The following is a 26,140-nucleotide window of genomic DNA, read 5'->3' as shown; positions in this document are numbered from 1 at the left end:
TTCTATACCTCCATATTTATCATTCATCTTTAGCCCAATTAAATGAACATTTAACTGCTTTGTCCCATCCTTTAATTTCTTCTTTTCTTTGTTCTTCTGTCATTTCTGGTTCGAACGTTCTATCGATTTCCCAGTTTTTCATAACATCTTCTTTGTTCTTCCAATATCCTACAGCCAAACCTGCTAAATACGATGCACCCATAGCTGTTGTTTCAACACATTCAGGTCTTCTTACAGGTGCTCCGATAATATCTGATTGGAATTGCATCAAGAAATTATTTTTACAAGCGCCACCATCAACTTTTAATGCTGATAAATGGATTCCTGAATCAAGTTCCATTGCATGTAATACATCATTTGTTTGGAAAGCTAAAGATTCCAAAGTTGCTCGAATCAAATGATATTTATTAACACCTCGTGTTAAACCTGTAATAACTCCTCGCGCATATGGATCCCAATATGGTGCACCTAACCCCGTAAAAGCAGGAACAACATAGCATCCATTTGTATCTTTTACCTGTGTTGCAAAATACTCTGAATCTGGTGATGTATCAATCACTCTTAACTCATCTCTTAACCATTGAATAGCTGCTCCAGCAACATATACAGAACCTTCTAAAGCATAGCTTACTTTTCCATCTAATCCCCAAGCTATTGTGGTTAATAATCCATTTTTTGAAAAAATTGGTTTGTCGCCTGTATTCATAAGCATAAAGCAACCAGTTCCGTATGTATTTTTTGCTTCACCTGCTGTAAAACATGTCTGGCCAAACAAAGCTGCCTGCTGATCACCTGCTGCACCAGCAATTTTGATTTTTCCTCCAAAGAATTCTGGATCAGATTCTCCATATACACAACTTGATGGTTTTGCTTCTGGAAGCATCTCTCTTGGAATATTTAACTCTTTTAAGATATCATCATCCCACTCAAGTGTATTAATGTTAAATAACATTGTTCTTGATGCATTTGAATAATCCGTTACGTGAACCTTTCCTTTAGTCAATTTAAAAATCAACCAACTATCAACTGTACCAAACAATAGTTCTCCTTTTTCTGCTCTTTCTCTTGCTCCAGGTACATTTTCAAGAATCCATCTTAATTTTGTTCCTGAAAAATAAGGATCAATTACTAAACCAGTTTTCTTTCTAAAGCAATCAACAAATCCTTTTTCTTTAAGACTTTCTGCATAATCCGCTGTTCTTCTACATTGCCATACAATTGCATGATATACTGGCTGACCTGTCTTTTTATCCCAAACTATTGTCGTTTCACGTTGGTTGGTTATACCTATTGCAGCAATATCTTCTGCTTTCGCACCAATTTTATTCATTGCAGCACGAGCTACTGACAATTGTGTTTGCCAGATTTCATTTGCATCATGCTCGACCCAACCTGGTTGTGGAAAATATTGTGTAAACTCTTTTTGAGCAACGCTGCACATTTCCCCTTTTTCATTAAATAAAATACATCTGTTACTTGTTGTACCTGCATCTAATGCCATTACATATTTTGCCATTTTCTTCCTCCTCTATTCACCCTGAGATTAATCTAAGAACCAGACACTTTGATTAGTTGTTGATATTGAGATTGCTCCACTTGATAATGCATTCATAACATCTTCTTTATCCGATATCAGCCCCCCAGCCATCACCGGAACTTTAGTTATCTTATCAATACATTTAATAATTTTGGGAACAACTACACCTGGTATAATTTCGATTATATCTGGTTGTATATTACTTTGTTTTGCTTGGTTTTCGATATTTACAAGTGCCATACTGTCTAACACAAAATATCTTAAAATAGTATTTAGTCCAACTTCCTTAGCGTGTGCAATCAAATTATTTTTCGTGGTTATTATTCCATCCGCCTGCGTGTTTTTTTTAATATAATCAACCGCTATGTCTTTTCCACTTAATCCACTGATTAAATCTATATGCACCATAGCTATCTTTCCTGCATCTTTTATCTTCTTTACAATCTTTGGTATAGAGCACACATCTCCAAATAAAACAAATATAACATCAATATCAGTTTTCAAACACACCTCCAAACCCTCTGTATTTTTAATAGCAGCAATAATTGGTGTATTTTCGACTTTTTCAACAAAATCACTACACATAAACCTCTACTCCATCTTTTTATTTTTCTTCTTTTTCAATGAAAAAGAGAACGTAACAAAAAGATGCACAGTATTACCTCTGCTATTTGCCACATTCTCTTCTCTCATAGGCATATTTTTAAGATACATTCAATATAACACTTTATATGTTATATTGCAATATATATTGCGAATATTTCTTTATTTTTTCGTTATTTTGACTTAAAACGATAAAATTTTCGTTATATTTGCGTGCTTTTTTTACATATACAAACAACTTAATTTCTTTTAAACTATATAATCTTCTAATCCCACTTCTAATATTACAACCTTTAATAAATAATGCCTCCTCTAATAACGTATTCCTTAAATAACACTTTTCCTATATAACTAAAAAAGATGCAAAATCACACTGACTTTGCACCTTTTAATTTAACATTTACATCTTTGATGTACTAATTTCTTCCACAACAGTTTTTATATTTTTTACCACTTCCGCATGGACATGGATCGTTTGGATATATTTTGGCATTTTCTCTCTTCTTAGGTACCTTTGGACCCTCTGCATCTTTGTTAGTACCTGTAACTTTAGCTACTTCTTCTCTTTCAACTTTCTCTTCAACGTTTACATGATATAGAAGTTTGATTGTATCTTCCTGAATAGCTGAAGTCATCTCTGAGAACATATCAAATCCAACCATTTTATATTCGACTTTTGGATCTCTTTGACCATATGCCTGTAAACCGATACCTTGACGTAACTGATCCATATCATCAATATGATCCATCCACTTCCTATCCATAACTCTTAGTAAAACTACACGCTCTAATTCTCTAAACTGTTCGATTTCAGGGAACTCTGCTTCTTTTTCTTCGTATAATTTTACTGCTTTTTCTTTTAAGAATTGTTTTAATTGTTTTTCATTTTTTACATCTGATAAATCCATATGTCTTGTTGGTTCCATTGGGATAATTGGAAGTAATAACTCATCTAACTCGTTTAAATCCCAATCTTTTCTATCGATTTCAGATGAAATACATGTATCAACTGCAGCTTCTACTCTGTCCTGAATCATCTTAAAGATTACATTTCTCATGTTTTCTCCGTCTAATACTCTACGACGTTCTGCATACATAATCTCTCTTTGCTCGTTATTAACCTGATCATATTCAAGTAAGTTTTTACGTATACCATAGTTGTTACTTTCAATTTTCTTCTGTGCTCTTTCGATTGCAGAACTTAACATCTTATGTTTGATTTGTTCTCCTTCTGGAACACCAAGAGCTTCAAAAATAGCCATTAATCTTTCAGAACCGAACAATCTTAACAAATCATCTTCAAGTGATAAGAAAAACTGTGATTCACCTGGATCACCCTGACGACCAGCACGTCCTCTTAACTGATTATCAATACGTCTTGATTCATGTCTTTCTGTACCAATAATCTTTAATCCACCTGCTTCTAATGCTTCCTCATCAAGTTTAATATCAGTACCACGACCAGCCATATTTGTAGCAATTGTAACTGCACCGTGCTGACCAGCTTGTGCTACAATTTCAGCTTCCTGCTCATGGAATTTAGCATTAAGTACTGTATGTTTAATTCCACGTCTCTTTAATAAACCACTGATTAATTCTGATGTTTCGATTGTAATTGTACCTACAAGAACTGGCTGTCCTTTTTGGTGCGCTTTTACAACCTCCTCAACAACAGCTTTAAATTTTTCATCTTTTGACTTATATACTGCATCGTCATGATCGATTCGAGCTATTGGTTTATTTGTAGGAATTTCAATTACATCCATTCCATAGATATCTCTAAATTCTTTTTCTTCTGTAAGAGCTGTACCTGTCATACCAGATTTCTTATCGTATTTGTTAAAGAAGTTCTGGAATGTAATAGTTGCAAGTGTCTTACTTTCACGTTTTACTTTAACATGCTCTTTTGCTTCAATCGCCTGATGTAAACCATCTGAATAACGACGTCCTGGCATTATTCTTCCTGTAAACTCATCTACGATTAATACTTCATCATCTTTTACAACATAATCCTGATCTTTAAACATCAAATTGTGAGCTCTAAGAGCAAGGTTAATATTGTGCTGAATCTCTAAGTTTTCTGTATCTGCCAGGTTCTCTATATTAAAAAATCTTTCAACCTTCTTAACGCCTTCCTGAGTTAAGTTAACAATTTTATCTTTTTCATTAACAATGAAATCACCAGTTTCTTCCTGTTCAACACCCATTAAAGCATCCATCTTAGAATATTCTGGTAAATCCTCACCTCTTTGTAACTGTCTTGCAAGTACATCACAGGCTTCATATAACTTAGTAGATTTTCCACTTTGACCTGAAATAATAAGTGGAGTTCTGGCTTCATCAATTAATACTGAATCGACCTCATCGATTACAGCGTAATGTAATCCTCTTTGAACTAATTGTTCTTTATAGATTACCATGTTATCTCTTAAGTAATCAAAACCCAATTCGTTATTAGTTACATATGTGATATCACAATTGTAAGCATCACGTCTTTCGTCATTATCCATATCGTTTAGGACAACACCAACTGTTAAGCCTAAAAATTCATGAACTTTTCCCATCCACTCAGCATCACGTTTTGCAAGGTAATCATTAACTGTAACGATATGTACGCCTTTTTCTTCAAGGGCGTTCAAATAGGCTGGCAATGTCGATACTAATGTTTTACCTTCACCAGTACGCATTTCTGCAATTCTTCCCTGATGAAGAATAATTCCACCAATAAGCTGAACTCTGTAGTGTTCCATACCTAAAACACGTTTTGCTGCTTCTCGTACTGTTGCATATGCCTCTGGTAAAATATCATCAAGTGTCTCACCATTTTTTAGTCTATCTTTAAACTCTAATGTTTTTCCCTTTAACTCTTCATCTGAAAGAGCTCTCATAGAATCATGATATGATTCTATTTTATCTACTTTAGATTTGATTCTTTTTAATTCTCTCTGGCTATGTGTGCCAAAAATCTTTGTAATTGTACTCATCCTATACCTACTCCTATCATAAACAATGACAAAATTATATCACTTTAAACAATTATTCTCAACCTTATGTAATTAACTAATTGTTAACTTTTTTTTAACAATTTACATATTTGTAACTACATTTAACAATTGCTATTGAACTAACAAATATTACTTGCTATAATTGGGATTAATTTGATGTAATACAAGGAGGAAACATGTTCAAATATACTTATAAAACAAAAGGAACTTGCTCTAGTAAAATTGAATTAGAATTGGACGGAAACATCGTTAGAAATGTTGTTTTTACTGGTGGATGTCCTGGTAACCTTGCGGCTATTCCTAAACTTGTTGAAGGCATGACCGTTGAAGAAGTTGTAAACAGAATACAAGGAATTAAATGTGGCATCAAGAACACTTCATGCGGTGATCAACTTGCTAACGCTTGTATTGAAGCCTACAAAGCAAGTAAACAAGCATAATATTATATATAAAGTTGTATATAATATCATATAAAAATAATTACTTTATGTAAAAAATCCCTTACTAATATTTTCAGTGATATGTATCCTTTTTTTACAAATTATCGTAAAAATATAGGCTATTTAAAATATGTATTAATAAGGGATTATTTTACTATTCAATTTCTATTATCTTATCCAAAATATACTACAAAATCCTTGTTTCTATATTCCTTAATAGGATCTTTACCTTCTCTTTTTAGTCTTCTTATTTCTTTTTTTAGTTTCGAATATCTAGCTTTTTTATGTCTGTCATATCCTATTGCAATATTTGGATTTTTTTCTAAACATTTTCTCATTACAAGAATTTTGGGATCATAATCCCTGTTTTTAAAACAAGTTACTGCAAAAGTAAAACCATCAATTGTAGAAACCACTAATTGCTCACTTGCTTTTATAAAATTTTTTTTAATAGTTTTACAATACATCCAACAAATATCTTCATACGGTACTGCTACTAAATCTGAAACGAAATAAGTAGGTGTCAAATATATTTTGCCTATATACTCTTTTTTGCCGCCACATACTTCTGCATCTATTTTTTCTCTTTCATATTCTGTATATCTCTTCATGTACTTACCATACTTTCTATCAAGCATAACACGTAAAACTCCGTACACTAAAAACAAAACATCATATTTTAATAATTTAAATGCTATTCTAGATAAAAATCCTATTTTACTTTCGCCTGTGCTTTCATTCACAATATAGTATTCACCAAAAATATCTCCAGGTCCGATAAATGAGTCACTATCTTTACCATTCCACTCATATAATTTCCTTGATAGGAATTCATATAGTGCTTTTATAGTCCCGTTTCTAAAGCCCTTTTTATTTTATAATCAAATGCTAATTGATTCTTTTTTATGTAAAAAAATTCCTCACTTATAAGTGAGGAATTAATTCTTACTATGCATCTTCTTCGTCTACTTCTAAGTCTTTTTTATCTAATAATTCTACAAAGTTTTTATCTTTATATTTATCTCTTGGATCCTCCCCAATTTTTACTAGATTTCTCATGTCTTTGCTAATTATTCTGTAATTATTTTCTTTTCCAATGTCATATCCTACTGCTATATTTGGATTATTTTCTACGCATATATCAATAACTTTTGTTTTTTCTTTATCTGAATCAAACATCTTATTAGGAATTGTAATAAAATAACCCTCTATTGTTGCAATAGTTAATTGATCTGGTACCTTAACAAATCCATATGAATTTGTTTTTTTATAAATCCAGCAAATGTCTTCGTAAGGCAAAATCACTAAATTTCGAGATGCTCTAACCAAATAGTTAGGTGTTAAATATAACTTATTATCCACAATAGCTACAGTTTTAGAATCTTTTATTTCATCTTCAATTTTCTTTAACTCTTCTGTTGAATATTTAGCAAGTCTCTTTGTGGCGGTTCTATCACCATATAATAGGAATACGAAAATAACCATAACAATTCCGTCAATAATCATTAAAAATATTAAAACATCCCCAAATAACGAATGTCCATCCGCACCATTTTCAACCATATAATCGCCAAATGTGTCGTTGAAGTCTTCTTTATCGATTAATTGTTTTCCCTGCATATCAGTTAATGACTTAACAACGCAATTTTCTAAGTCACTCTCATCACTAACTGCAGAAATTTTTCTTAAAGCACCATAGATAACATATTTTCCATCTTTATTTATTTTTTTGCTGATGCTCTTCATTTCATCTTTACTTGCTTCAAAAATATACAAAGCATTCTCATTTTCAACAATGCTATATTTTACTTTTGAGCCTTCTCTACTAGCAACCTCAATTGGTGCAGAAGTAATTGTTAATTTAACAGCATTTCCATCTTTACACTTACTAATAAATTTCTTATCTAAGTCAACTCTGTGTGCATTCGTATTTTTAATATCCCATGTATATCCAATAATAAATGCACATAAAAGAATTGCAAGACCTGCAAATCCTAACAAATGTCTTTTTTTGGCAACATTTGCTCTTTTAAAAATCTCACTTTCCATCTTTCTCAATCATCCTCCATAATATTCAATATTATAACTTTACATCATTATTGTTTTTTTTGCAAGAAAATATAGTTTTTTGCAGAAAAATCAAAAAGTTTTAAAAAAACTTTCACAATCCTAGAATGAAATAATAAAAAATCATAAGACTTCATAGATTTATGCGAAAAAACCGCTGAGTAACATTATACCCAACGGTTCTTATACTCAACGGTTCTTATAAAAAATATATTATTTTATAATTTTGTTTCTACAAAAATATCATAAATAGCTTTTATTGCTTCTTCAAAGTCGCTATTGCTTACTCCAATGATAATGTTAAGTTCTGATGAACCCTGATCTATCATTTTTACATTAATTCTTGCATGTGCTAATGCAGAGAAAATTCTTCCGGCTGTACCTCTTGTAGCCTTCATTCCTCTCCCAACAACTGCGATTAATGCTAAATCTCCTTCCATATCAATTACATCTGGATCAAGATTTCTTCTGATTGAACCAATAATCTGCTGCTCTTTTTCTTTAAATTCATCCTGGTGAACAAATACTGTCATAGTATCAATACCTGATGGCATGTGCTCGATTGAAATATTTGCTTCTTCAAATGCCTGTAAAACTTTTCTACAGAAGCCAACTTCACCATTCATCATATCTTTATCAATATTTACTGCTACAAATCCTTTTTTACCAGCAATACCTGTAATTGTATAATCAGGTTTTTGAACTGTGCTTTCAACAATTAATGTACCTGGTTCTTCTGGTGCATTTGTATTTTTAATATTAATTGGAATACCAGCTTTTCTAACTGGGAAAATAGCATCTTCATGTAAAACAGAAGCTCCCATATATGATAATTCTCTTAATTCTCTATATGTAATTACTTCAATTGGAACTGGATTATCAATAATTCTTGGATCAGCAACCAAACAACCAGATACATCTGTCCAGTTCTCATATAAACCAGCGTGTACGGCTCTTGCAACTATTGAACCTGTAATATCAGATCCACCTCTTGAAAATGTTTTTACTGTTCCATCTGGTAAACTTCCATAGAATCCAGGAATAACGGCTTTTTCTTCTTTTGAAAGTCTTTCCCCTAAAACTTTAATGGTTTTATCCATATTAAGATTACCATCTTCATCAAAGAAAATTACTTCTGCCGCATCAATAAATTTATATCCTAAATATGCAGCCATCACAATACCATTTAAATACTCTCCACGAGATGCTGCATAGTCTTCACCTGCTTTAGCTTTAAAATTATCACTAATAGTCTTAAATTCATTATCTAAACTTACTTTTATTCTTAAACCATTAATAATAGAATCATAACGATCCTTAATTTTCATTAATAAAACACGAAAGTCCTCATCAGCTTCTGCGTAACTATAGCATTTATAAAGCATATCTGTAACTTTAGTATCTTTTGAATGTCTCTTACCTGGTGCACTTGGTACAACATATCTTCTTGTTTCATCTGCACGTATAATTTTTCCAACCTTAGCAAACTGTTCTGCACTTGCTAACGAACTTCCACCAAATTTAACTACTTTTACCATTTTTCGCTCCTCGTTATTTTTATAAAATTCAAACAATATTGTAAACCATAACCCCCTATACAGTCAATTTTTTTATTTTTATTCTATTTATAACTTGTAGTTATGAAACAACAATTTTTCTATAAAAAAACGATTTATTTGCATTATCCGTGAAAAAATGAATCAAAAATCTTATTTATGTGTTTTATTAATGATTTTTTTATTTTATTACCTGGAACACACCTCAGAAAATACGCAGTGCTCATATTTGATATTATCCCCAATTATTTTTAAAATGCCATAAGTTGGGTCTTCTCCATAATGTGGTTGTCCAATACTACCAGGATTAAAAATTAAAGTTTCACCGAAATAATCAGCATACGGCACATGTGTATGTCCAAATAAGGCTGCATCCACTTCTAATTCTTTTGCACGATACTCTAACGACATATATCCTAACTTAACAGCTCTTGTATGTCCGTGTAAAAGAAGAAATCTTTTACCTTCCAACTCAACAACTTTTTCAGAAGCCTCTATATCATCGTAACCATATCCATCGCAATTACCTGGGACCATATAAAATGGAATATTTGGAAATTCATTATGTAATTCTTGGGCATCTCCTATCAAATCGCCCAAATGAAATATTGCATCTGGTCTTTCTTTTGTTACAACTTCTACCATCGAATCAACATCTCCGTGTGAATCACTTAATACTAAAATTTTCATTTTAATCCCTCCGTTTTTTATAAAAGAACAAAAAAGGGCCTTGGTGTGGCCGCTTCGCCACCTCAAGAACCCCTAGTCATCAATTTAATATCAATATAGCATCATTTAGTATCTTCTGTAAAATATCGTTATGAGGTAAATACTAAAAACGCATCTACTATACTATAATATGTGCTTCACCATAAATCAATTAAATTTTTATTAAATTTTCAATTCTCTTTATGCTAAGCGCTTCCAATACTTAGAGCACTTGTAATATGAATAAAACATACATTTTTCAGCTTGCGGACAATTCTTCGGTGCATCCTCAATATTGCATTGACACCTTACTACTGCCTCAGCTTTTCCTTTACATTTCCCTTTTAGCATTACTTCATCTAACACTTCATTTACCATAATTATACACGCTCCTCCTTATTTATCAACAACGAGTCTAATTATAACGCAAGCAATACTTGTTTTCCATGGGCTAAATGTAAAAAAAATTCATTATTTATTTTTATTTTTTTACTTGACTACTTTAGGCATTTATGTCTAGTTCAACTGGACAATGATCTGAACCTAATATAGATGTGTGAATCTTTGCATCTACTAATTTATCTTTTAATGAATCTGAAGCTATAAAATAATCAATTCTCCAACCTGCATTTTTTTCTCTAGCATGAAATCTATATGACCACCATGAATATATTTCTTCTTTGTCTGGATAAAAATATCTAAATGTATCTATAAACCCGGCTTCTAACAATTCAGTCATTTTACCTCGTTCTTCATCTGTAAAGCCAGCATTTTTACGATTTGTCTTAGGATTCTTCAAATCAATCTCTTTATGAGCCACATTTAAATCTCCACACATTATTACTGGTTTGTTCTCTTCTAATTTCTTTAAATATTTTCTGAAGTCATCTTCCCATACCATTCTATATTCAAGTCTTTCTAGCTCCCTTTTGGCATTTGGTGTATAGCATGTCACTACATAAAATTCCTCGAATTCCGCTGTAATAACACGTCCTTCTTTATCGTGTTCTTCTATACCCATTCCATAAGTTACACTTATTGGTTCTTTTTTTGTAAATAGAGCTGTTCCTGAATATCCTTTTTTCTCTGCATAATTCCAGTATTGATGATATCCTTCAAGTTTTAAATCTATCTGTCCTTCTTGTAACTTAGATTCTTGAATGCAAAAAACATCTGCATCTATTTCATTGAAAAATTCCTCAAATCCTTTTTTTACGCATGCTCTTAAGCCATTAACATTCCAAGATATAAGTTTCATATTAGTCTCCTAAAAAATAGTTATTTTATTTATCGGATTAATTGTACCATTATTTTATAAAATAAGATAGGCGTCATCCGAAAAATTTTAAATTCGAACGACGCCTATCAATTTGTGATTTCCAATGGCCTATACCTCCGTTATGCCTTTTCTTAATGGCTTGAGTATTGTCTCAGCCACCAGTTAAAAAACATTCTAAAATCTCTTCTTTCGTCTTCCTAATAGACTTCAGTAGCAAACGATACTATCTAACTAAACTTTAATACCAAATACCTACTCTCATATTATTCCATTGTCTATTGGTTTCTGATTCGACTTTAGTTTGCTTGGTTGCTTCTTGCCAACGTAACGTTCCTTTTGGACCGTACCTCCTTTTTGTATTTCACTTAGTACACTTATTTTTTCTTATTCCTAAGTGATTCAATAAACTATTCTTTTTCTAAACTAAACCTTTTTTCTAGCTCAACCTCTTTTCTTCACTAAGTGATTTGTTATATATAATATAACATGCACTTTTAAATATGTCAACCCTTTTTCTGATATTTTTTATTTTATTTTTCTATTGTCTGATATTTTGTTTGTAAGTGCGCATTTTTCATTCTAATTCACGATTCAAATTCATCTTTTATGGTATTCATTCTAATAGACTCTCTAAAATCTTCTCCGAAAATAATTGATTATCAGAATTCGTTTTTATATTTTTTAAATGAGGATATTCGGCTAATAGTTCGAAAGGTGCAAAAGCTTGATCCACACTTTCTAGCATAGAAATATCAAAAAGCGAATCACCTGCTGCAACTGTTTTAATATCCTCTGCTTTTATATCATCTGTTTTAATATCATCTTGTTTTATATTATTTTTATAAAAATCGATAAATCTTTTTACTGCATTTCCTTTTGTAAGTTTTTTAGGAACGGCATAGACTTTTACTCCATTCAAAAAAACATCAACCTTCTCTTGATCTATTGATTCTTTTAAATTATTCAACGTTTTTTGAGGCTCCTCACTTTTCGTAAAAACAAATAAATCTTCAATATACCTTATTTCAAAATTTACACTTTCGTCTTTTTCTAGAATGGATATAGCTTTTTTAATTTCTGCGTTAGAATCCTTGATTATTTCTAACGATTTTTTATACCATACTTGATTAATATTTCCCTCTTCTAAAAGAATTCCTCCATTACAAACCAATGCAAATTTTTGTTTTTCGATTGGAAGCGTAATTCTATTGTATTGTTGAATTGTTCTTGTCGTTGTTGGCACAAATAAAACATTATTATTTTCTGCTATTTTTCTTGTACCCATCATTTTTTTTAACAAGTCTGATGTCTTTTTTGAAATATAAGAGACTTCTCGCCCCTGATACATCTCAACTAATTCTTTTTCTTTTCCTATGTCATGCTTATACGAATAAATTAAAGTTTTATCTAAATCCGAAAAAAAGATTAACATTATATTCTCCTTATGCTTTATTAGTATGTTGTTTGTGCTTCACTTATATGTTGTTTATGTTTTGCTCGTATGTTGTGAAAATCAAAAAGATGTCGCATCAATCTATTTCCACTATTATCCATAGTTGACACGCCATCTTTTTATCCTTTTGTATTTCTTGTTTTTAATTTAATTATTATAAATTATAATCTGCTTTTTATTGCCTTTATCTCGATTATACTTCTTTATATGATTTTGTAACAAATTTTCTAATCATGTCAACAGGAATCATTGTAAATGCAAGTACAATAACAGCAATCCAACCTTTGATTCCAAATGTTTCACAGCTAAACATCTTACCAATGAAATTGAATACTGGATTTGGAATTAATGTTGCATTAACTATTAAACATTGAACTGCACAAATAGCAACAAACACCTTTAAAAATCCTGTGTTTTTATCTTCACCTGAAACTAAATTTTTGAAAATACCAAAACCATTATCTCTTACGTTAAATCCATTGAATAATGCAGCAACTATAAATAATACAAAGTAGCCTGTTAAGTGTCTTACGTATGGTAAATATTCATTAGACATTTTTACATTGTTTTTAAGTACTTTATATTTTTCTCCTGCACCTACAAATAGATTTTGGAAGAAAGGAAGTTTTAAATATACAAAACTTATGATTGTTAACCAAAGTCCCATTGTAATAATCTGAGCCATCATTTTCTTACTGATGATGCTTTCATCTCTACGTCTTGGTTTTTCAGACATATATTTTTCAAGTGCTGGTTCATTACCTAACATAATAGCTCCAAGTCCATCCATTACAAGGTTAACAAATAATAAATGTGTTACCTTAAGTGGTTCTTCTACTCCGAAGAAAGGACCAATTGCACTTACTAATACAGCTGTTACATTAATAACTAACTGGAATTTACAGAATTTTAAAATATTATGGTAAATAGTTCTTCCATACCAAATAGCATCTTTAATAGATTTAAAGTTATCATCTAAGATAACAATCTTACCTGCTTCTTTAGCAGCTTCAGTACCACTACCCATAGCAAAACCTACATCTGCACGTTTAAGAGCTGGCGAATCATTTACACCATCACCTGTCATACCTACAACAAGATTCATTTCCTGACAAAGTCTTACCATTCTTGACTTATCTGTTGGTAAAGCTCTTGCAATAACTCTGATGTGTGGAATAATAGCTTTTACTTCATCATCAGACATTTCATTTAACTGAGCTGAAGAAATTGCTTTATCCTCATCTGATTCAATTAATCCGGCATCTTTTGCAATGGCTACTGCTGTTTCTAATCTATCACCAGTAATCATAACGACCTGAATTCCGGCTTTTCTAACTTCATGAATAGCTTCTTTAGCTTCAGCACGAACATCGTCTCTGATACCAACTAAACCAATTAAAACAACATCGTCATTAATGCTATTTTCAACTAAATCTTTTTCTGAATAACCGAAAGCTAAAACTCTCATTGCTTTAACAGCTAAATCATCAATTTTTTTATTCAAAACATCAAGATTTAAGTCTTTTACATTACCATCTGCATCTAAATATTTTTTTGCTTTTGCTAAAAGTCTCTCTGGTGCACCTTTGTAGAATGTCTTTCCTAAACTATCAATTCTAGCCTGTGAAAATTTGTTAGTTGAATTGAAGCCCTGGTTCGCAGTAATTTTATGAACATCATCATTTTCTAGTTTATTGAATTCATCAATTCCTAAGAATTTCATTAATGCCTGATCAGTTGCATTACCACCGACAACTCTGCCTTCTGCATCAAAAAGCGACTGTGTATTTTTTCCAATTGCAAAATTGATTAAACCTTTTACTTTTTCATGTTTATCCAATTCATTAATTTCAATACTTTTACCATCAGCTGTAAAGAAATCTACAACTTCAAGTGATCCTTTTGTGATTGTACCTGTTTTATCACTAAATAAAATATTAAGTGATCCAGCAGTTTCAATACCTTCTGCTTTTCTAACTAATACGTTATGATCTAGCATCTTACTTGTATTTTGCATAAGAACAAGTGAAATCATAAGAGGAAGGCCTTCTGGTACTGCACAAACGATAATAACAACTGCCAATGAAACTGCGTTTACAACACTCTTAATAACACCTTGAGGTCCCTGTGCCAAAAATGCACCTAAACCATGTGCCACCATAATTGTATGAACTAAGTAAAAAATAGCAATAACAATGGCACCGATATAACCAAATGTAGAAATCTGTTTTGCAAGAATTCCTAATTTAACTTTAAGTGGTGAATCTGGCTCTTCTTCCTGCATTTCTTCAGCCATTTTACCCATCATAGTTTTAAGACCGACTTTTCTTACATCTAAGTAGCCTTCGCCATCAAATACTACTGCGCCTCTAAATAAAGAATGTTTATCAACAAATGTATCACCTGTGATACTATCAGCTAATTGTGTTTCAATAGGAGCTGCTTCTTTTTTACATTCTTCAGCTTCTCCATTAAGAGCTGAGTTGTCAACTCTTAATTTTCCATCTACTAATATACCATCAGCAGGAATCTTATCTCCCGACTGAAGTAATACTTTATCTCCGACAACAACATCATCAACTTCAATCACTTCTAATTTTCCATCACGATGTACTTTACAAGTATCTTTCTTTGTGCTGTCTTTTAACTCTCTATACTTTGTATCACTTGCAACTCCTGTCTTTGCTGATACAAAAGCAACAATTAAAACTGCAACGATAGTTCCAATTGGTTCATAGATTTCTGCATAACCTAAGAAAAACATTACTATCATTAAACCAGCAATCGCTAATAGTATTTTAATCATAGGATCGCTAAATGTTTCTTTGAATTCATCCCAAAAAGTTGTTGGTTCTGAATCCGGTATCACGTTAGAGCCAAATTTTCTACGTGATTCTTCAACCTGAGTGTTGGTTAAACCTTCAAATTTCATTTTCTTTTCTCCCTATTTTTTTTAAGAAAATCTGTTAACTAATTGTCCAATCTTAGCGTCATCTGTTCCTTGTCCAATAGCATGGAATTGCCATTCATTTCCTTCTTTGGATACTTCACCCATAATCATTGCTGTACATCCATTATATTCATCAGTCAAGTTAAATCTACATAATTCTGATCTTGAACCTTGATCTTCGATTCGGATATAGGCATTTTTTACCATTCCAAAATGCTGACGTCTTGCAATACAATCATAAATGTTTACAACAAATACAATTCTATCAACATCGCTTGGTACACTTTTTAATTCGACAAGAATCTGTTCATCATCTCCTGCGCCTGATCCTGTTAGGTTATCTCCGCAGTGTACTACTGAACCTGATTTATGCTTTAAATTTCCAAAATAGACTAAATCTTTTTTGTCAACAAATTTACCGTTTCTTAATAATATTGCAGACGCATCACAGTCAACATCTGCGCCAAAAATTCCAAGGAATTTTTTAGCTTCATCCCATCCGAGGCCAACACGTATCTTGTTTAAGCCTTCTTTTTCTTTTGTTAAATTTATTTTCTGTCCTTTTGATAAGCTAATTGCCATTTTAAAAACCTCCTTCTTTTAATTAGCCTTCCTGTCAATTTTTACTCTACTTCAACTCCATAATTTGCACAAAGCGCTGCTAAGCCACCTTGGTAGCCACTTCCCATTGCATTAACTTTCCACTCATTGCCTCTTTTATATACTTCAGCAAAAATTACAGCTGTCTCTATAGAGAAGTCTTCATCTAAGTCGTAACGAACTAATTCTTCGTTAGTTTCTTCATTGTAAACTCTAATGTAAGCGTTACTTACCTGTCCAAAATTTTGATTTCTTGCTTCAGCTTCATAGATTGTAACAGTAAATGCTACTCTTTCTGCACTGGCTGGCATTGTTGCAAGGTTAATACGAATCTGTTCATCATCGCCTTCACCTTCACCTGTTCTATTATCTCCTAAATGCTCAACTGATCCAGATTTATCTTTTTTATTTCCGTAAAAAATAAAATCATCTGATGACGCAACTTTTCCATTGCTTCCTAAAATGAACGCTGCTGCATCTAAATCAAATTGTGAACCTGTGTCAAACTGATTAGCATCCCATCCTAATCCTACTACAATTTTATTTAATCCTGGATTGTCCTTTGTTAAACTAACCTTTTGTCCTTTTGTTAAATTAACTGGCATATTTTATTCCTCCTATTATTCTGCTTCTAATCCATAGTGACCACAAAGAGCAGCAAGTCCACCCTGGAATCCACTACCAATTGCATTAAATTTCCAATCTCCGTTATTCTTATACAACTCACCTACAACAATTGCTGTTTCAATTGAAAAATCTTCACCTAAATCATAACGAACAATTTCTTCATTAGTTTCTTCATCAATAAGTCTAATATAGGCATTTGAAACCTGTCCAAAATTCTGATTCTTCTTTTCTGCTTCATATATTGTAACAGTAAATGCAATTCTTTCAATTCTATCTGGTACCAATGATAAGTCTACATTAATTACTTCATCATCGCCTTCTCCTTCACCTGTTCTGTTATCTCCTGTATGAACAACCGCCTTTGAAGGATGCTCTAAATTTCCATAGAAAACAAAATCTGTATCCTGAGTACACTTTCCATTTCCTGCTGCCAAAAATGCTGATGCATCTAAGTCAAAACTTCCACCTGTATCAAACTCATTTACATCCCATCCTAATCCTACTCTTATTTTATGTAAGCTTGGTCTTCCTTTTGTCAAATCAATTTTCTGTCCTTTTGATAAGTTAATTGGCATATTATAATCCTCCTTGTTTCCCTTTATATCTTATGAAATTATCTTTTGCTAGCTGGCATATGATATCTTTCATTGAAATCTTTTTTAATTTCTTCAAGTCTTGCCTGATCCTCGATTCTCTTAGCTCTGGCATTTTCCTGAATATTTTTTGTTTCTTCAATACCATTTACGATAGTTCTCCATGTTGATTCCAGAGTCTCTATCTTAATTGAACTTCCTGAAGCAAGTCTTGCTGTCATCTTAGACTGTTCAACAGTATTATTGGCATTTTTAATTAATAATTCATTAGTCTTTTCATCTAATGCAGCCATAGCTTCTGCCTGAAGTTTCTGACGTTTAAGCATAATAGCCTGTGCTAAAGCTTGTTTGAAAACTGGTAATGTAATGATGAATGCTGAATTTATTTTTCTTACTAAATTCAAATTAGAAAATTCCATTGTTTTAATCATTGGAATAGACTGCATAGCTACATTTTCTGCTATTCTTAAATCTTGTGTTCTTTGCTCTAACATAAGTAACGCCTGATTCAAATTTTGGATTTCAAATTGAATTGAATTATCTCCTGTCGCTTCAAAATCAGCTTGTCTCTTTTCAATATAGTCTTTAATTTCTTGACAGCCCTGCTCTCCAGCTAAAATGTATTTTACCAATAAATGATAATACTCAACATTAGCATCAAACATCTTATCTAACTTTTTGTTAGCTTCTTTTATTTCATTTTCATACTGTTTTAGTTGAACATAAATCTTGTCAACTTCTCCACCCATTGTCTGGTATTTTTCTAAGATTTTCTCTAATTGTTTTTTAAAACTTCCAAACAATTTATTGAAAAAACCTGGCTCCTGTTTGATTTCATCAATATCAAATTTTGACATTATTTTTGAAAGAGTATTAAGCATTTCACTTGACTCTTCAATTTGTGATAAAGACATTCCGTTTAATACAACATCTGAAGCCTTTGCAATTTCATCTGCTGCTTCTGCACCAAATGTAACGATTGTGTTTAAATCAGCAATTTCAATTTGGCTTGCTAAATCGTCTACTTCTTTAGATGCAACTAATGTCTCATTCATTTTCTGTCTGTCTTCTACGATATCGTATGGTTTAACATCAATGATATCTGTTGATGTTGTAGGCGCTGTAGCTACAGCAGTCTGTGTTTCATTTGTTTTAAAATTTAATCCCATCTTTTTTCCTCTTATCTTCTAAATATTTTATTTGTTATGGATGAAAACATACTGTCGACATGGTTTGTTGCCAAATCAAACATGAACTCACCCACTTGATATTCCTCGAAATATTTCTTGTTTAAATACCCTTCTATACACTGATACCCTGTTGGAACAAAGAATACCGTATCAAATCCAAGCATGTTCAGATAAGCAAGTAAAATAGTATCTTCTAACGAACACGGTCTGTCTTTTGTGTTAAAATAAATCACTTTCGGATTCTTCCCTGTAAAATCAAATTCTTGCAACATACGAATAATCTCATTGTTTAAATTCAATGCTACAGAAATAATTGTATATTCAGTTCCATTTTGCTTTGTTCCTCTGATTATACATTGTTCTATTAAACTTTGCAATTTTTCTAACATATAATCCTGCATTTCTTCACGTAAAATTCTAAATTTATACGCTGGATGACTTTTTATTTTTTCCTTAAGAAGTCTTCCATTTTTGTAAAAACTTGTTGCATATTCTTTCATAGGGTTTCTCATTCCTTGAGGAATATAATCAACATTTTGTATAACCAATGTACGTGGTGCCGCTTTTAGTTTGTTAACTAATGCTAAATAATCTCTAACGTTTCTATCTTTTACTCCTGAAACTTTAGCTGAGATAACCGGCATAATTACTGTGTCATTTATTGTCTCAAATCCTGGTCTAAATTTTAATGCCTCATCCCATAATATTTCAATCTCTTCAAACATTGTTCTCAAAAATACAACATTCGCTTTTTTAAACTGATTAATTCTGTACATTCCAGAATCCTGATACATTATTGTATCTAAGTCTCTTTCTGCATTAAACGCCACTGTATTCATTGTTAAACCACTACTGGTCTTAGGAAATTCATTTAATTCCATACTTTGACTATAATTTATCTCATATAATTTTTCATCTGTCAATAGACATTTTTGATTTAAATTTGGAACTAAAATTAAAATATCTAAAGGCAATCGTGACAAAAATCTTAAAAAAGTATCTTCATTTTCGTCTTTACATCCACCTAAATAAATAACACAACCTATGTTTTCCTTCTTCCAATCGTGAAATAAAATGTCTCCATATTTCTTTAACCAGCACAAAATATAGACAGCTTTATTCATCAATTTATTAACATTATTGCCCATTTTTTCCCCTTCATCAAGAAAGAAGTTAATAAATTCTACTGTAACTATCTTTTGCAATTGCACGCTAGTCGCATAATTAATGTTTTTTGATAATTCATTAAGCATTCGAGCTACATCTGTGTAATTACCTCGTCTGATATTTGAGATTTCTTGTACTGTAGGTTTAGGAATCTCGTTTTCTATTATCACAAACTTTCTATCATTCTGGCGCAACTGTTCTATAAATCTATATAACTCATTTGGATATGTTTGTCTATCTTCTACTCCATTTACTCTAATAAACGATGTATAAATAAATTTTTCTTCATTACCTCTTTGAGAATATGGAGTTAAAATATCCGTAATGTCTTTTCCCTCTATCCAAGTGTTAATTGCACTTATAAAACCACTTTCTAATCTTCTTGTCGGTGCTGTCGGATGACTTGTCCTGTTTACCGGCTGGTTCGCTCTGTTTACCGGCTGGTTCGCTCTGTTTACTGGCTGGTTCGCTCTGTTTACTGGCTGGTTTGCTCTATTTACCGGCTGGTTTGCTCTATTTACCGGCTGGTTTGCTCTATTTACCGGCTGATTTTTACTTACATTTACAACCGGCTTCTCTGCTAATTTTTTTACTGAAAAATCGCTTGGAAACTCTCCTCCGTTTAGCACCTCAAATTTGGTTGAAAAAACATTATTTGAATCAACTTTTTTATAACTTTGGCCCTTATCTGTAAAGACCAAAACAATATCACAACCAATCTTTGAGATCATACTCAAAAATTGCATTTCATGCTTACTCATATTTCCCATATACAATATTTTAGGAATGAATGAACTACTTGATTGATTAACAACTTTTTCAAATTTATAGTATAGCCAGCACATAAATTTTATGTAGGCATTTTTAAGCATGTTGTCATTTTTTCCAGATTTTTTTAACCCCATCAATTCATCATAAATCGATTGAGCCAATATATCCTTCTGATAATCGTTCAATCGCGGTAGCCATATTTTTAATTTTTTTTCAAAAAAATCTATCGAATTCTCAAATTCGTTTCCATGAATATTGTAAAAATAATCTAGATTCTGCTCTGTAGGATTAGTAATTCCATCTCCTAATACAGCTCCACTTTTATATGCTTCATCAAAATATCTTTTTAAAAATTCAAAGATATCCTGGTTATATTCTTCTATTCTATAGCGATAAATTATGCCTTTTTCCCTTTGGGATATATCTTTAAAAAAATCACTAAGCTGATTTAATCTGCCACATCTATACATTGTTTTACACCTCTCTAAAGGAATCTTAAATATAATATTATCACACTTTATCTTTTCAAACAATATACCCTCTTGTCAATAAATTAACAGTCTTCTTTTTTAAAATATGCTCTTCTTGAATAATATTAAAAAAGATTATATACTTTTCTTTAGACAATAAATAATTATAAAGGAGTTACTATGAAAAATTCAGAACTATACTATAGTGTAGGAGCTTTATTATACTCACCTGCTAACAAATCAAATATTTCTCAAAAAATTATTAATGAAGATTTTGGAAAAAAGTTTTCTTTAGCACTATGTTTAGAAGATACAATTAATGATAATTTTGTAGAAGAAGCCGAAGAAACAATGATTTCTTCTTTAACAAAAATATATAAAACTTCAAAAACACAGGATTTTTATATTCCTAAAATTTTTATCAGAGTTCGTAATCCAGAACAAATCGAATCTATCACCAAACGTTTAGGTGATACACGAAAAATTATTAAAGGATACATTATCCCGAAATTTTCGCTTACAAATGTAAATGATTATATTGACCAAATCATCAAAATCAATGACTCTTACAATCAAACTTTTTATATGATGCCAATATTGGAGGATTCGACTCTTACAAACGAATTAGAAAGAACTAATATTTTATATTCTCTTAAACAGTCGCTGAAAAAAATTGAAAAATACGTTTTAACTATCAGGGTGGGCGGCAATGATTTATGTAATACATATGGTTTTAGACGTCATAGCACTGACACCATTTATGATATTATTCCTATTGCCAATATTTTGGCAAGTATAGTTTCAATTTTCGGGCAAGACTACGTAATTTCTGGACCTGTTTGGGAATATTTTGATGGTTATAACTGGAAAGAAGGTTTGGAAGAAGAATTAAAACGTGATTTTAATTTTGGTTTTATTGGCAAAACTGTCATACATCCAAAACAAATTGATGTTATCAACGATTCATTAAAGGTAACTAAACAAGATTATTTAGATGCTTGTGCTATATTAAATTATGATTTAAATTCATCGCAATTGGTTTCAAAAGAAGGTAGTCAGACTAGAATGAACGAGTATAAAACTCACGGAAGATGGGCTCAGAAAATATTATTCTTAGCAAAAGAATATGGTGTCACATCATCATTTGATATAACACCACCTTCTACATCCAAGCATATATTACGTTAGTCATTTACTATATCAGTTTTTCTCTACAGTATGTAACTGAATACTACACGTTAGATATTGCATTTTATGCATCAGCTAATTTTTTTATTATGCCGCATGCTTTATAGTGTTCTAGTGGATGAAATTCCACTGGAACATTTTTTTCTTTTGCAAGCCTTTTTAATGCACTTAATTCTGGTTCGTCTTTAACCTTTTCATCAATTAAAATCTTCCATGGAACCCTTCTCAGTAGCACTCTTGTCGTCTCTCCAATACCAGGCTTAACTAAATTGATATCATCAATTCCATATTCAGTGGCTATGGCCTCAACCTCTTCACGTCCGTATCTATATTTCGAATAAGTTATTTCTTTTGTTTCTGCTTCATCTGAAAAATCAAATTCTTTTTCAATGGCTTCTATAAAAGCGTATGACAAATCAGAGCCTTTTAAATTTTCGTAAAAAACTGCCCCATGAAAATCATTTTCTTTAATAATGTCATCTCTTAAAAAAGTTCTGCTTATTAGGCCTGAAACTGTGCTGTTTAAACATGAGCTGGGAATTAAAATGTCCTCTCTTGTTCCATATAAATCGGATACCCCTGCCGGGTCAGCAATAACTGCTAGTTCGCTTGAAACCCCTTTAAATTCCTGCACATCTTTTCTTAATTCCTTAAGAATTGCACCTTTTCCTATCCAACCATCTACAAAAACTATTTGTTCTGGCTTATGCTTACTTAAAATATAGTTTACAGCATTCTTGTCTATTCCACGACCTCTGATTATAGAAATTGAATAATGTTTTATTTCTATATCATATTTCTTTTTTATATATCTTTTAATGAGTATACCCGCAGGAATTCCTGCACGTGCCAATGACACCAGAACAACATCCTTACCCCTTCGTTTTATAATCTTGTCTGATAAAACACCAATAGCCTTTGCATTGACCTTTGCAAATTGTTTAAGAGACTCTTCGTATATTTCCATATATTTTTCTGTTGGAACATATTCTATTGGTAACATCTCTGAATAATGTTTTCCCTGCTGAATCAGTTTTTCTCTTTCTTCCGTGGGTTGTGGCTTGACCACCCCAGTAATATCTTTTAAAAGTAACTCTACATCATTTGTATTATATGAACTTCTCATCTTAATCCCCTTTGTATTATTTTATCCAGTTAACGCACATTATGTTTTGATTTCCCATTGTTTCCAGGCTATTAACTAGTGAATTTAATCCTTTATTTCTTTCTGTAACTTCAGCATCAGTTACTATTATCACCTGATCATATTTAGCTAAATTATAAATAAACGTAACTCGCTGACTATCATAAAAACTACAGACTTGATAACGTTTTTCGAAAGGATATCCTTCATCTTTACTTGCAGCGATTGGACTTCTTGTCGTTGAATGTGTTTTAACTTTAAAACCTTTTTCCTCTAAAAAAGCTCCCACAAAAATAGCCGGATACATACATTCTTCTGTACCAAGCACCAATATATTTTTGGAATTTAATTGTACTAACTCATTTTTCTCTTGTATTATAGTCCATATTTTTTCTGCCAGATTTTTGCAGGCAACTTCGTATGTTTTAGTATCTGCTGCACGTCTTGTATTGATAAGTCCAGGTATTTTTATAATATCAGGATTTAATATATTGTTTATATCTACTGAATCAACAATATATTCTCCATTTTCCGAAATTCCTGAAACTATTTGTATATATTTTTCATGGTTTGTCTTAACCAGATAATTTAAATCTATATCTTCCTTTTTATATTTATTTAAAGCTTCATCATTCATTCCATTTAGTAAGGATGCTACTGCAAATTTAATCTTGTTTTTATTTTTATTCTGTGGATATTTGTTCTTAATTATATCTATAATTTTTTTAATGGTATTACCTGTTGTAACCTCATCTTCCACAAAAATGATTCTATCAACTTCATTTATCCACTTTTTTATATCATTTTCAACAAGTTTTTGTTCAGTTGCATGGCTATGAGATTCTGTAAAAAACAAATAATCAACATCTGGAATTTTTTCTCGTGTCGTCTGAATATAAATTCCTCCAAATGTATTTGCAACTCTTGCTCCAATCGCTGTTGCAGTCTCAGCAAATCCTACGAATAAAACTTTTTCGTTTTGATATCTGTTTTTTAAAATATCTGCCAGGGTATCAAACATCGCTAACGCCTTTGATGGCGAAACCGGAATATGCTTACCCTGCAATTTATTTACAACTAGATATGTTCTTTTTGTATTGTTCTCTCGTTTTGCGATTACAACTAAATCTTCCTCTTTATAATTATTTTTTTTCAACCTTATCCTCCCTCTCGGTCTTTATCCTTGTTTTTTCTTTTCTATATTTACTTGGTGTAAGTCCTGTGTGCTTGAAAAATACTTTTCTAAAATGTTTATCATCACAATAACCTACTTCTGTTAAAATCTCAATAATTGATTTTCGAGTATTAACGAGAAGATGTTCTGCCTCTTTTATTCTGATTTCCGTTAAAACATCTATATAATTTTCACCAGTCTGTTCTTTGAATTTTCTACTAAAATAACTAGTACTCAAATTACATTTTTCTGCCAAAACCTCTAATGTCAAAGGCTCTTTGTAGTGCACCTTCATATAGGCAATGGCTCTATGTGCTATTTCTTTACCATTATCAGCCTCATCTAAAACAATATGACACATTTCAACAAGTAGAATCTGTAACTCTTCCATTCGTTTTTTCCCATCAAAAACATTTCCAATTGCATTAAATCGTGCCTTAGGGAACATGGTTAATCTGTTGTTTTCCCCTAACTGTTTAATATTTTCATATATTTCTCCACATAGTTTTCTATACCCTGGTGGATAATTCTGGAAATCTTCAATATATTTTTCATCAAAAAGCTTAAACCAATTATTTACTGCCTCTATATTTCCTAGTGCAACATAACGCACCAACTCTTTGATAGCTCTTTGTGGAATCAAATCATATAAATTTATTCTATTCTTACATACATCTTCTGCAAAAATTACATTATCATTTTTTATCATCCTATATTCTTGGGCATCTATTACTTGTTCTAATGAATCATAAATTTCACTTATATTTTGAACAATTGGTCCAACTGTCAAAGATATTTGTCCCTCTGATCTATCTGCACTTTCCTGGTCTAAATAATTTTTTAGGCGATGTAATTCCATAAGATCTAGTTCTTTAGAATAATTCTCAGAATAATTGATAATACCAATAAGACCTATTGATGGTTCACTTGAGGCAATTATTTCATTTGCATTATTAAGTGTTTTAACTGACAATTTATATATTCCACGAATAAAACTCATATTTCCCTGATATATGCTATATTTTCCGAGGCCTACAATTGCCACTCTATATCTCTTTTCTTCTAAATTTAACTTGTATCTATTATTAATTTCTGGAAGTAAGAACTCGAATTCCTTTGGTTTGTTCAGGATATTCTTAACCATTCTTCCCATTATAACGGACCTTTTTTTAAATTCATACTCTTCTAGGCGTATTCTTTCTTTATAGTCTCTTTGCGCCTTCCTTAAATTTCCAGTCAGCTTTGCCAATTGAATTGCTAAATCGACATTATCAACAGGCTCAACTAGAAGTGCATCCACCCCATGACTTATGCATCCATAAGCGCAATCAAAATTTTTGTTCTCTATAATAAATAAAAAACGTGCTAAATTTGATTTTAACTTTATTGAATCGACAAATCTAAAAAATGTATAAGGATTGTTGGTTTCTTGCTTATTTAAACTAAATACATATATTATTGGTTCATTTGAATCAATTTCCTTAACACTGTCATCTGATAACGTAAAATCTTTTATCACAACCTCATACGGCGAAAAACATTCTAAATTTTTCAATCGTTCGTGAATTACATTTTTTATATATATTTGTAATTTTTCCATATTTTCCCTCAATTCCAT

21 protein-coding genes are annotated in these 26,140 nt (G+C 31.6%); 2 read left to right on the top strand and 19 right to left on the bottom strand.

The window, feature by feature from the left end; all coding sequences use genetic code 11:
- Positions 1–19: 19 nt before the first annotated feature.
- The 3 genes from glpK to secA form a co-directional block, all read right to left on the bottom strand.
- Positions 20–1,516 (bottom strand): glycerol kinase GlpK, encoded by a 1,497-nt coding sequence (glpK, locus tag BLV79_RS03985; protein WP_074716357.1) that lies wholly within the window; start codon positions 1,514–1,516, stop codon positions 20–22.
- Between the two features lie 27 nt (positions 1,517–1,543).
- On the bottom strand, positions 1,544–2,122 hold the full coding sequence (locus tag BLV79_RS03980) for a glycerol-3-phosphate responsive antiterminator (RefSeq protein ID WP_074716356.1): 579 nt from the start codon (positions 2,120–2,122) through the stop codon (positions 1,544–1,546).
- 434 nt (positions 2,123–2,556) lie between these two features.
- Positions 2,557–5,124 (bottom strand): preprotein translocase subunit SecA, encoded by a 2,568-nt coding sequence (gene secA / locus BLV79_RS03975; RefSeq protein WP_074716355.1) that lies wholly within the window; start codon positions 5,122–5,124, stop codon positions 2,557–2,559.
- A gap of 197 nt (positions 5,125–5,321) precedes the next feature.
- On the opposite strand from secA, the gene BLV79_RS03970 reads away from it, so the two are divergent.
- The gene (locus BLV79_RS03970) at positions 5,322–5,585 is read left to right on the top strand and encodes a TIGR03905 family TSCPD domain-containing protein (RefSeq protein WP_074716354.1); all 264 of its coding nucleotides are present in this window, start codon (positions 5,322–5,324) and stop codon (positions 5,583–5,585) included.
- A 173-nt stretch (positions 5,586–5,758) separates the two neighbouring features.
- On the opposite strand, the gene BLV79_RS03965 is transcribed toward BLV79_RS03970, so the two are convergent.
- The 13 genes from BLV79_RS03965 to BLV79_RS03910 all read right to left on the bottom strand — a co-directional run bounded on the left by BLV79_RS03965 (position 5,759) and on the right by BLV79_RS03910 (position 21,016).
- Entirely contained in the window at positions 5,759–6,328 is a 570-nt protein-coding gene (locus BLV79_RS03965; protein ID WP_074716353.1) for a hypothetical protein, read from the bottom strand.
- A gap of 205 nt (positions 6,329–6,533) precedes the next feature.
- Positions 6,534–7,634 carry a DUF6709 family protein gene (locus BLV79_RS03960; protein WP_074716352.1) on the bottom strand — a complete coding sequence of 367 codons (1,101 nt, stop codon included), beginning with the start codon at positions 7,632–7,634 and terminating at the stop codon, positions 6,534–6,536.
- Between the two features lie 236 nt (positions 7,635–7,870).
- Positions 7,871–9,190 carry an aspartate kinase gene (locus tag BLV79_RS03955; protein WP_074716351.1) on the bottom strand — a complete coding sequence of 440 codons (1,320 nt, stop codon included), beginning with the start codon at positions 9,188–9,190 and terminating at the stop codon, positions 7,871–7,873.
- A gap of 207 nt (positions 9,191–9,397) precedes the next feature.
- On the bottom strand, positions 9,398–9,898 hold the full coding sequence (locus tag BLV79_RS03950; protein WP_074716350.1) for a metallophosphoesterase: 501 nt from the start codon (positions 9,896–9,898) through the stop codon (positions 9,398–9,400).
- Positions 9,899–10,117: 219 nt separating this feature from the next.
- Positions 10,118–10,294: a hypothetical protein gene (locus BLV79_RS12870; protein ID WP_173335441.1), complete on the bottom strand. Its 177-nt coding sequence runs from the start codon at positions 10,292–10,294 to the stop codon at positions 10,118–10,120.
- 124 nt (positions 10,295–10,418) lie between these two features.
- On the bottom strand, positions 10,419–11,174 hold the full coding sequence (locus BLV79_RS03945; protein WP_074716349.1) for an exodeoxyribonuclease III: 756 nt from the start codon (positions 11,172–11,174) through the stop codon (positions 10,419–10,421).
- Positions 11,175–11,808: 634 nt separating this feature from the next.
- Positions 11,809–12,627 carry an HAD family hydrolase gene (locus BLV79_RS03940; protein WP_074716348.1) on the bottom strand — a complete coding sequence of 273 codons (819 nt, stop codon included), beginning with the start codon at positions 12,625–12,627 and terminating at the stop codon, positions 11,809–11,811.
- Positions 12,628–12,841: 214 nt separating this feature from the next.
- Entirely contained in the window at positions 12,842–15,580 is a 2,739-nt protein-coding gene (locus tag BLV79_RS03935; RefSeq protein ID WP_074716347.1) for a calcium-translocating P-type ATPase, PMCA-type, read from the bottom strand.
- 21 nt (positions 15,581–15,601) lie between these two features.
- Entirely contained in the window at positions 15,602–16,180 is a 579-nt protein-coding gene (locus BLV79_RS03930) for a TerD family protein (protein WP_074716346.1), read from the bottom strand.
- Positions 16,181–16,221: 41 nt separating this feature from the next.
- Complete coding sequence (locus BLV79_RS03925; RefSeq protein ID WP_074716345.1) at positions 16,222–16,803, bottom strand: TerD family protein; 582 nt, start codon at positions 16,801–16,803, stop codon at positions 16,222–16,224.
- A 15-nt stretch (positions 16,804–16,818) separates the two neighbouring features.
- On the bottom strand, positions 16,819–17,400 hold the full coding sequence (locus BLV79_RS03920) for a TerD family protein (RefSeq protein ID WP_074716344.1): 582 nt from the start codon (positions 17,398–17,400) through the stop codon (positions 16,819–16,821).
- A 38-nt stretch (positions 17,401–17,438) separates the two neighbouring features.
- The gene (locus BLV79_RS03915; RefSeq protein WP_074716343.1) at positions 17,439–18,587 is read right to left on the bottom strand and encodes a toxic anion resistance protein; all 1,149 of its coding nucleotides are present in this window, start codon (positions 18,585–18,587) and stop codon (positions 17,439–17,441) included.
- 11 nt (positions 18,588–18,598) lie between these two features.
- On the bottom strand, positions 18,599–21,016 hold the full coding sequence (locus BLV79_RS03910; protein ID WP_074716420.1) for a YceG family protein: 2,418 nt from the start codon (positions 21,014–21,016) through the stop codon (positions 18,599–18,601).
- A gap of 180 nt (positions 21,017–21,196) precedes the next feature.
- On the opposite strand from BLV79_RS03910, the gene BLV79_RS03905 reads away from it, so the two are divergent.
- Positions 21,197–22,204, top strand: coding sequence for an HpcH/HpaI aldolase/citrate lyase family protein (locus BLV79_RS03905; protein WP_074716342.1), 1,008 nt, complete (start codon positions 21,197–21,199; stop codon positions 22,202–22,204).
- A 64-nt stretch (positions 22,205–22,268) separates the two neighbouring features.
- Here BLV79_RS03905 and BLV79_RS03900 read toward each other — a convergent pair whose 3' ends face one another.
- From BLV79_RS03900 to BLV79_RS03890, 3 genes are read right to left on the bottom strand one after another with little or no spacing between them, the layout of a single operon-like run.
- Positions 22,269–23,330: a cysteine protease StiP family protein gene (locus tag BLV79_RS03900; protein WP_074716341.1), complete on the bottom strand. Its 1,062-nt coding sequence runs from the start codon at positions 23,328–23,330 to the stop codon at positions 22,269–22,271.
- Positions 23,331–23,346: 16 nt separating this feature from the next.
- Positions 23,347–24,504 carry a phosphoribosyltransferase domain-containing protein gene (locus BLV79_RS03895; protein ID WP_074716340.1) on the bottom strand — a complete coding sequence of 386 codons (1,158 nt, stop codon included), beginning with the start codon at positions 24,502–24,504 and terminating at the stop codon, positions 23,347–23,349.
- Positions 24,491–26,122: a helix-turn-helix domain-containing protein gene (locus BLV79_RS03890; protein WP_074716339.1), complete on the bottom strand. Its 1,632-nt coding sequence runs from the start codon at positions 26,120–26,122 to the stop codon at positions 24,491–24,493. Before BLV79_RS03890 ends, BLV79_RS03895 begins: the two co-directional genes overlap by 14 nt.
- Between the last annotated feature and the right edge of the window lie 18 nt (positions 26,123–26,140).

Source organism: Lachnobacterium bovis DSM 14045 (assembly GCF_900107245.1).
Classification (GTDB): domain Bacteria; phylum Bacillota; class Clostridia; order Lachnospirales; family Lachnospiraceae; genus Roseburia; species Roseburia bovis.
Note: the sequence above shows the minus strand (reverse complement) of the source record. Positions and strands in the feature narration are given on the sequence as shown.

Bases quoted from the DNA above. Each gene is read 5' to 3' on its own strand.
- glpK (WP_074716357.1), bottom strand. From the start codon at position 1,516: ATGGCAAAATATGTAATGGCATTAGATGCAGGTACAACAAGTAACAGA.
- BLV79_RS03980 (WP_074716356.1), bottom strand. From the start codon at position 2,122: ATGTGTAGTGATTTTGTTGAAAAAGTCGAAAATACACCAATTATTGCT.
- secA (WP_074716355.1), bottom strand. From the start codon at position 5,124: ATGAGTACAATTACAAAGATTTTTGGCACACATAGCCAGAGAGAATTA.
- BLV79_RS03970 (WP_074716354.1), top strand. From the start codon at position 5,322: ATGTTCAAATATACTTATAAAACAAAAGGAACTTGCTCTAGTAAAATT.
- BLV79_RS03960 (WP_074716352.1), bottom strand. From the start codon at position 7,634: ATGGAAAGTGAGATTTTTAAAAGAGCAAATGTTGCCAAAAAAAGACAT.
- BLV79_RS03955 (WP_074716351.1), bottom strand. From the start codon at position 9,190: ATGGTAAAAGTAGTTAAATTTGGTGGAAGTTCGTTAGCAAGTGCAGAA.
- BLV79_RS03950 (WP_074716350.1), bottom strand. From the start codon at position 9,898: ATGAAAATTTTAGTATTAAGTGATTCACACGGAGATGTTGATTCGATG.
- BLV79_RS12870 (WP_173335441.1), bottom strand. From the start codon at position 10,294: ATGGTAAATGAAGTGTTAGATGAAGTAATGCTAAAAGGGAAATGTAAA.
- BLV79_RS03945 (WP_074716349.1), bottom strand. From the start codon at position 11,174: ATGAAACTTATATCTTGGAATGTTAATGGCTTAAGAGCATGCGTAAAA.
- BLV79_RS03940 (WP_074716348.1), bottom strand. From the start codon at position 12,627: ATGTTAATCTTTTTTTCGGATTTAGATAAAACTTTAATTTATTCGTAT.
- BLV79_RS03935 (WP_074716347.1), bottom strand. From the start codon at position 15,580: ATGAAATTTGAAGGTTTAACCAACACTCAGGTTGAAGAATCACGTAGA.
- BLV79_RS03930 (WP_074716346.1), bottom strand. From the start codon at position 16,180: ATGGCAATTAGCTTATCAAAAGGACAGAAAATAAATTTAACAAAAGAA.
- BLV79_RS03925 (WP_074716345.1), bottom strand. From the start codon at position 16,803: ATGCCAGTTAATTTAACAAAAGGACAAAAGGTTAGTTTAACAAAGGAC.
- BLV79_RS03920 (WP_074716344.1), bottom strand. From the start codon at position 17,400: ATGCCAATTAACTTATCAAAAGGACAGAAAATTGATTTGACAAAAGGA.
- BLV79_RS03915 (WP_074716343.1), bottom strand. From the start codon at position 18,587: ATGGGATTAAATTTTAAAACAAATGAAACACAGACTGCTGTAGCTACA.
- BLV79_RS03910 (WP_074716420.1), bottom strand. From the start codon at position 21,016: ATGTATAGATGTGGCAGATTAAATCAGCTTAGTGATTTTTTTAAAGAT.
- BLV79_RS03905 (WP_074716342.1), top strand. From the start codon at position 21,197: ATGAAAAATTCAGAACTATACTATAGTGTAGGAGCTTTATTATACTCA.
- BLV79_RS03900 (WP_074716341.1), bottom strand. From the start codon at position 23,330: ATGAGAAGTTCATATAATACAAATGATGTAGAGTTACTTTTAAAAGAT.
- BLV79_RS03890 (WP_074716339.1), bottom strand. From the start codon at position 26,122: ATGGAAAAATTACAAATATATATAAAAAATGTAATTCACGAACGATTG.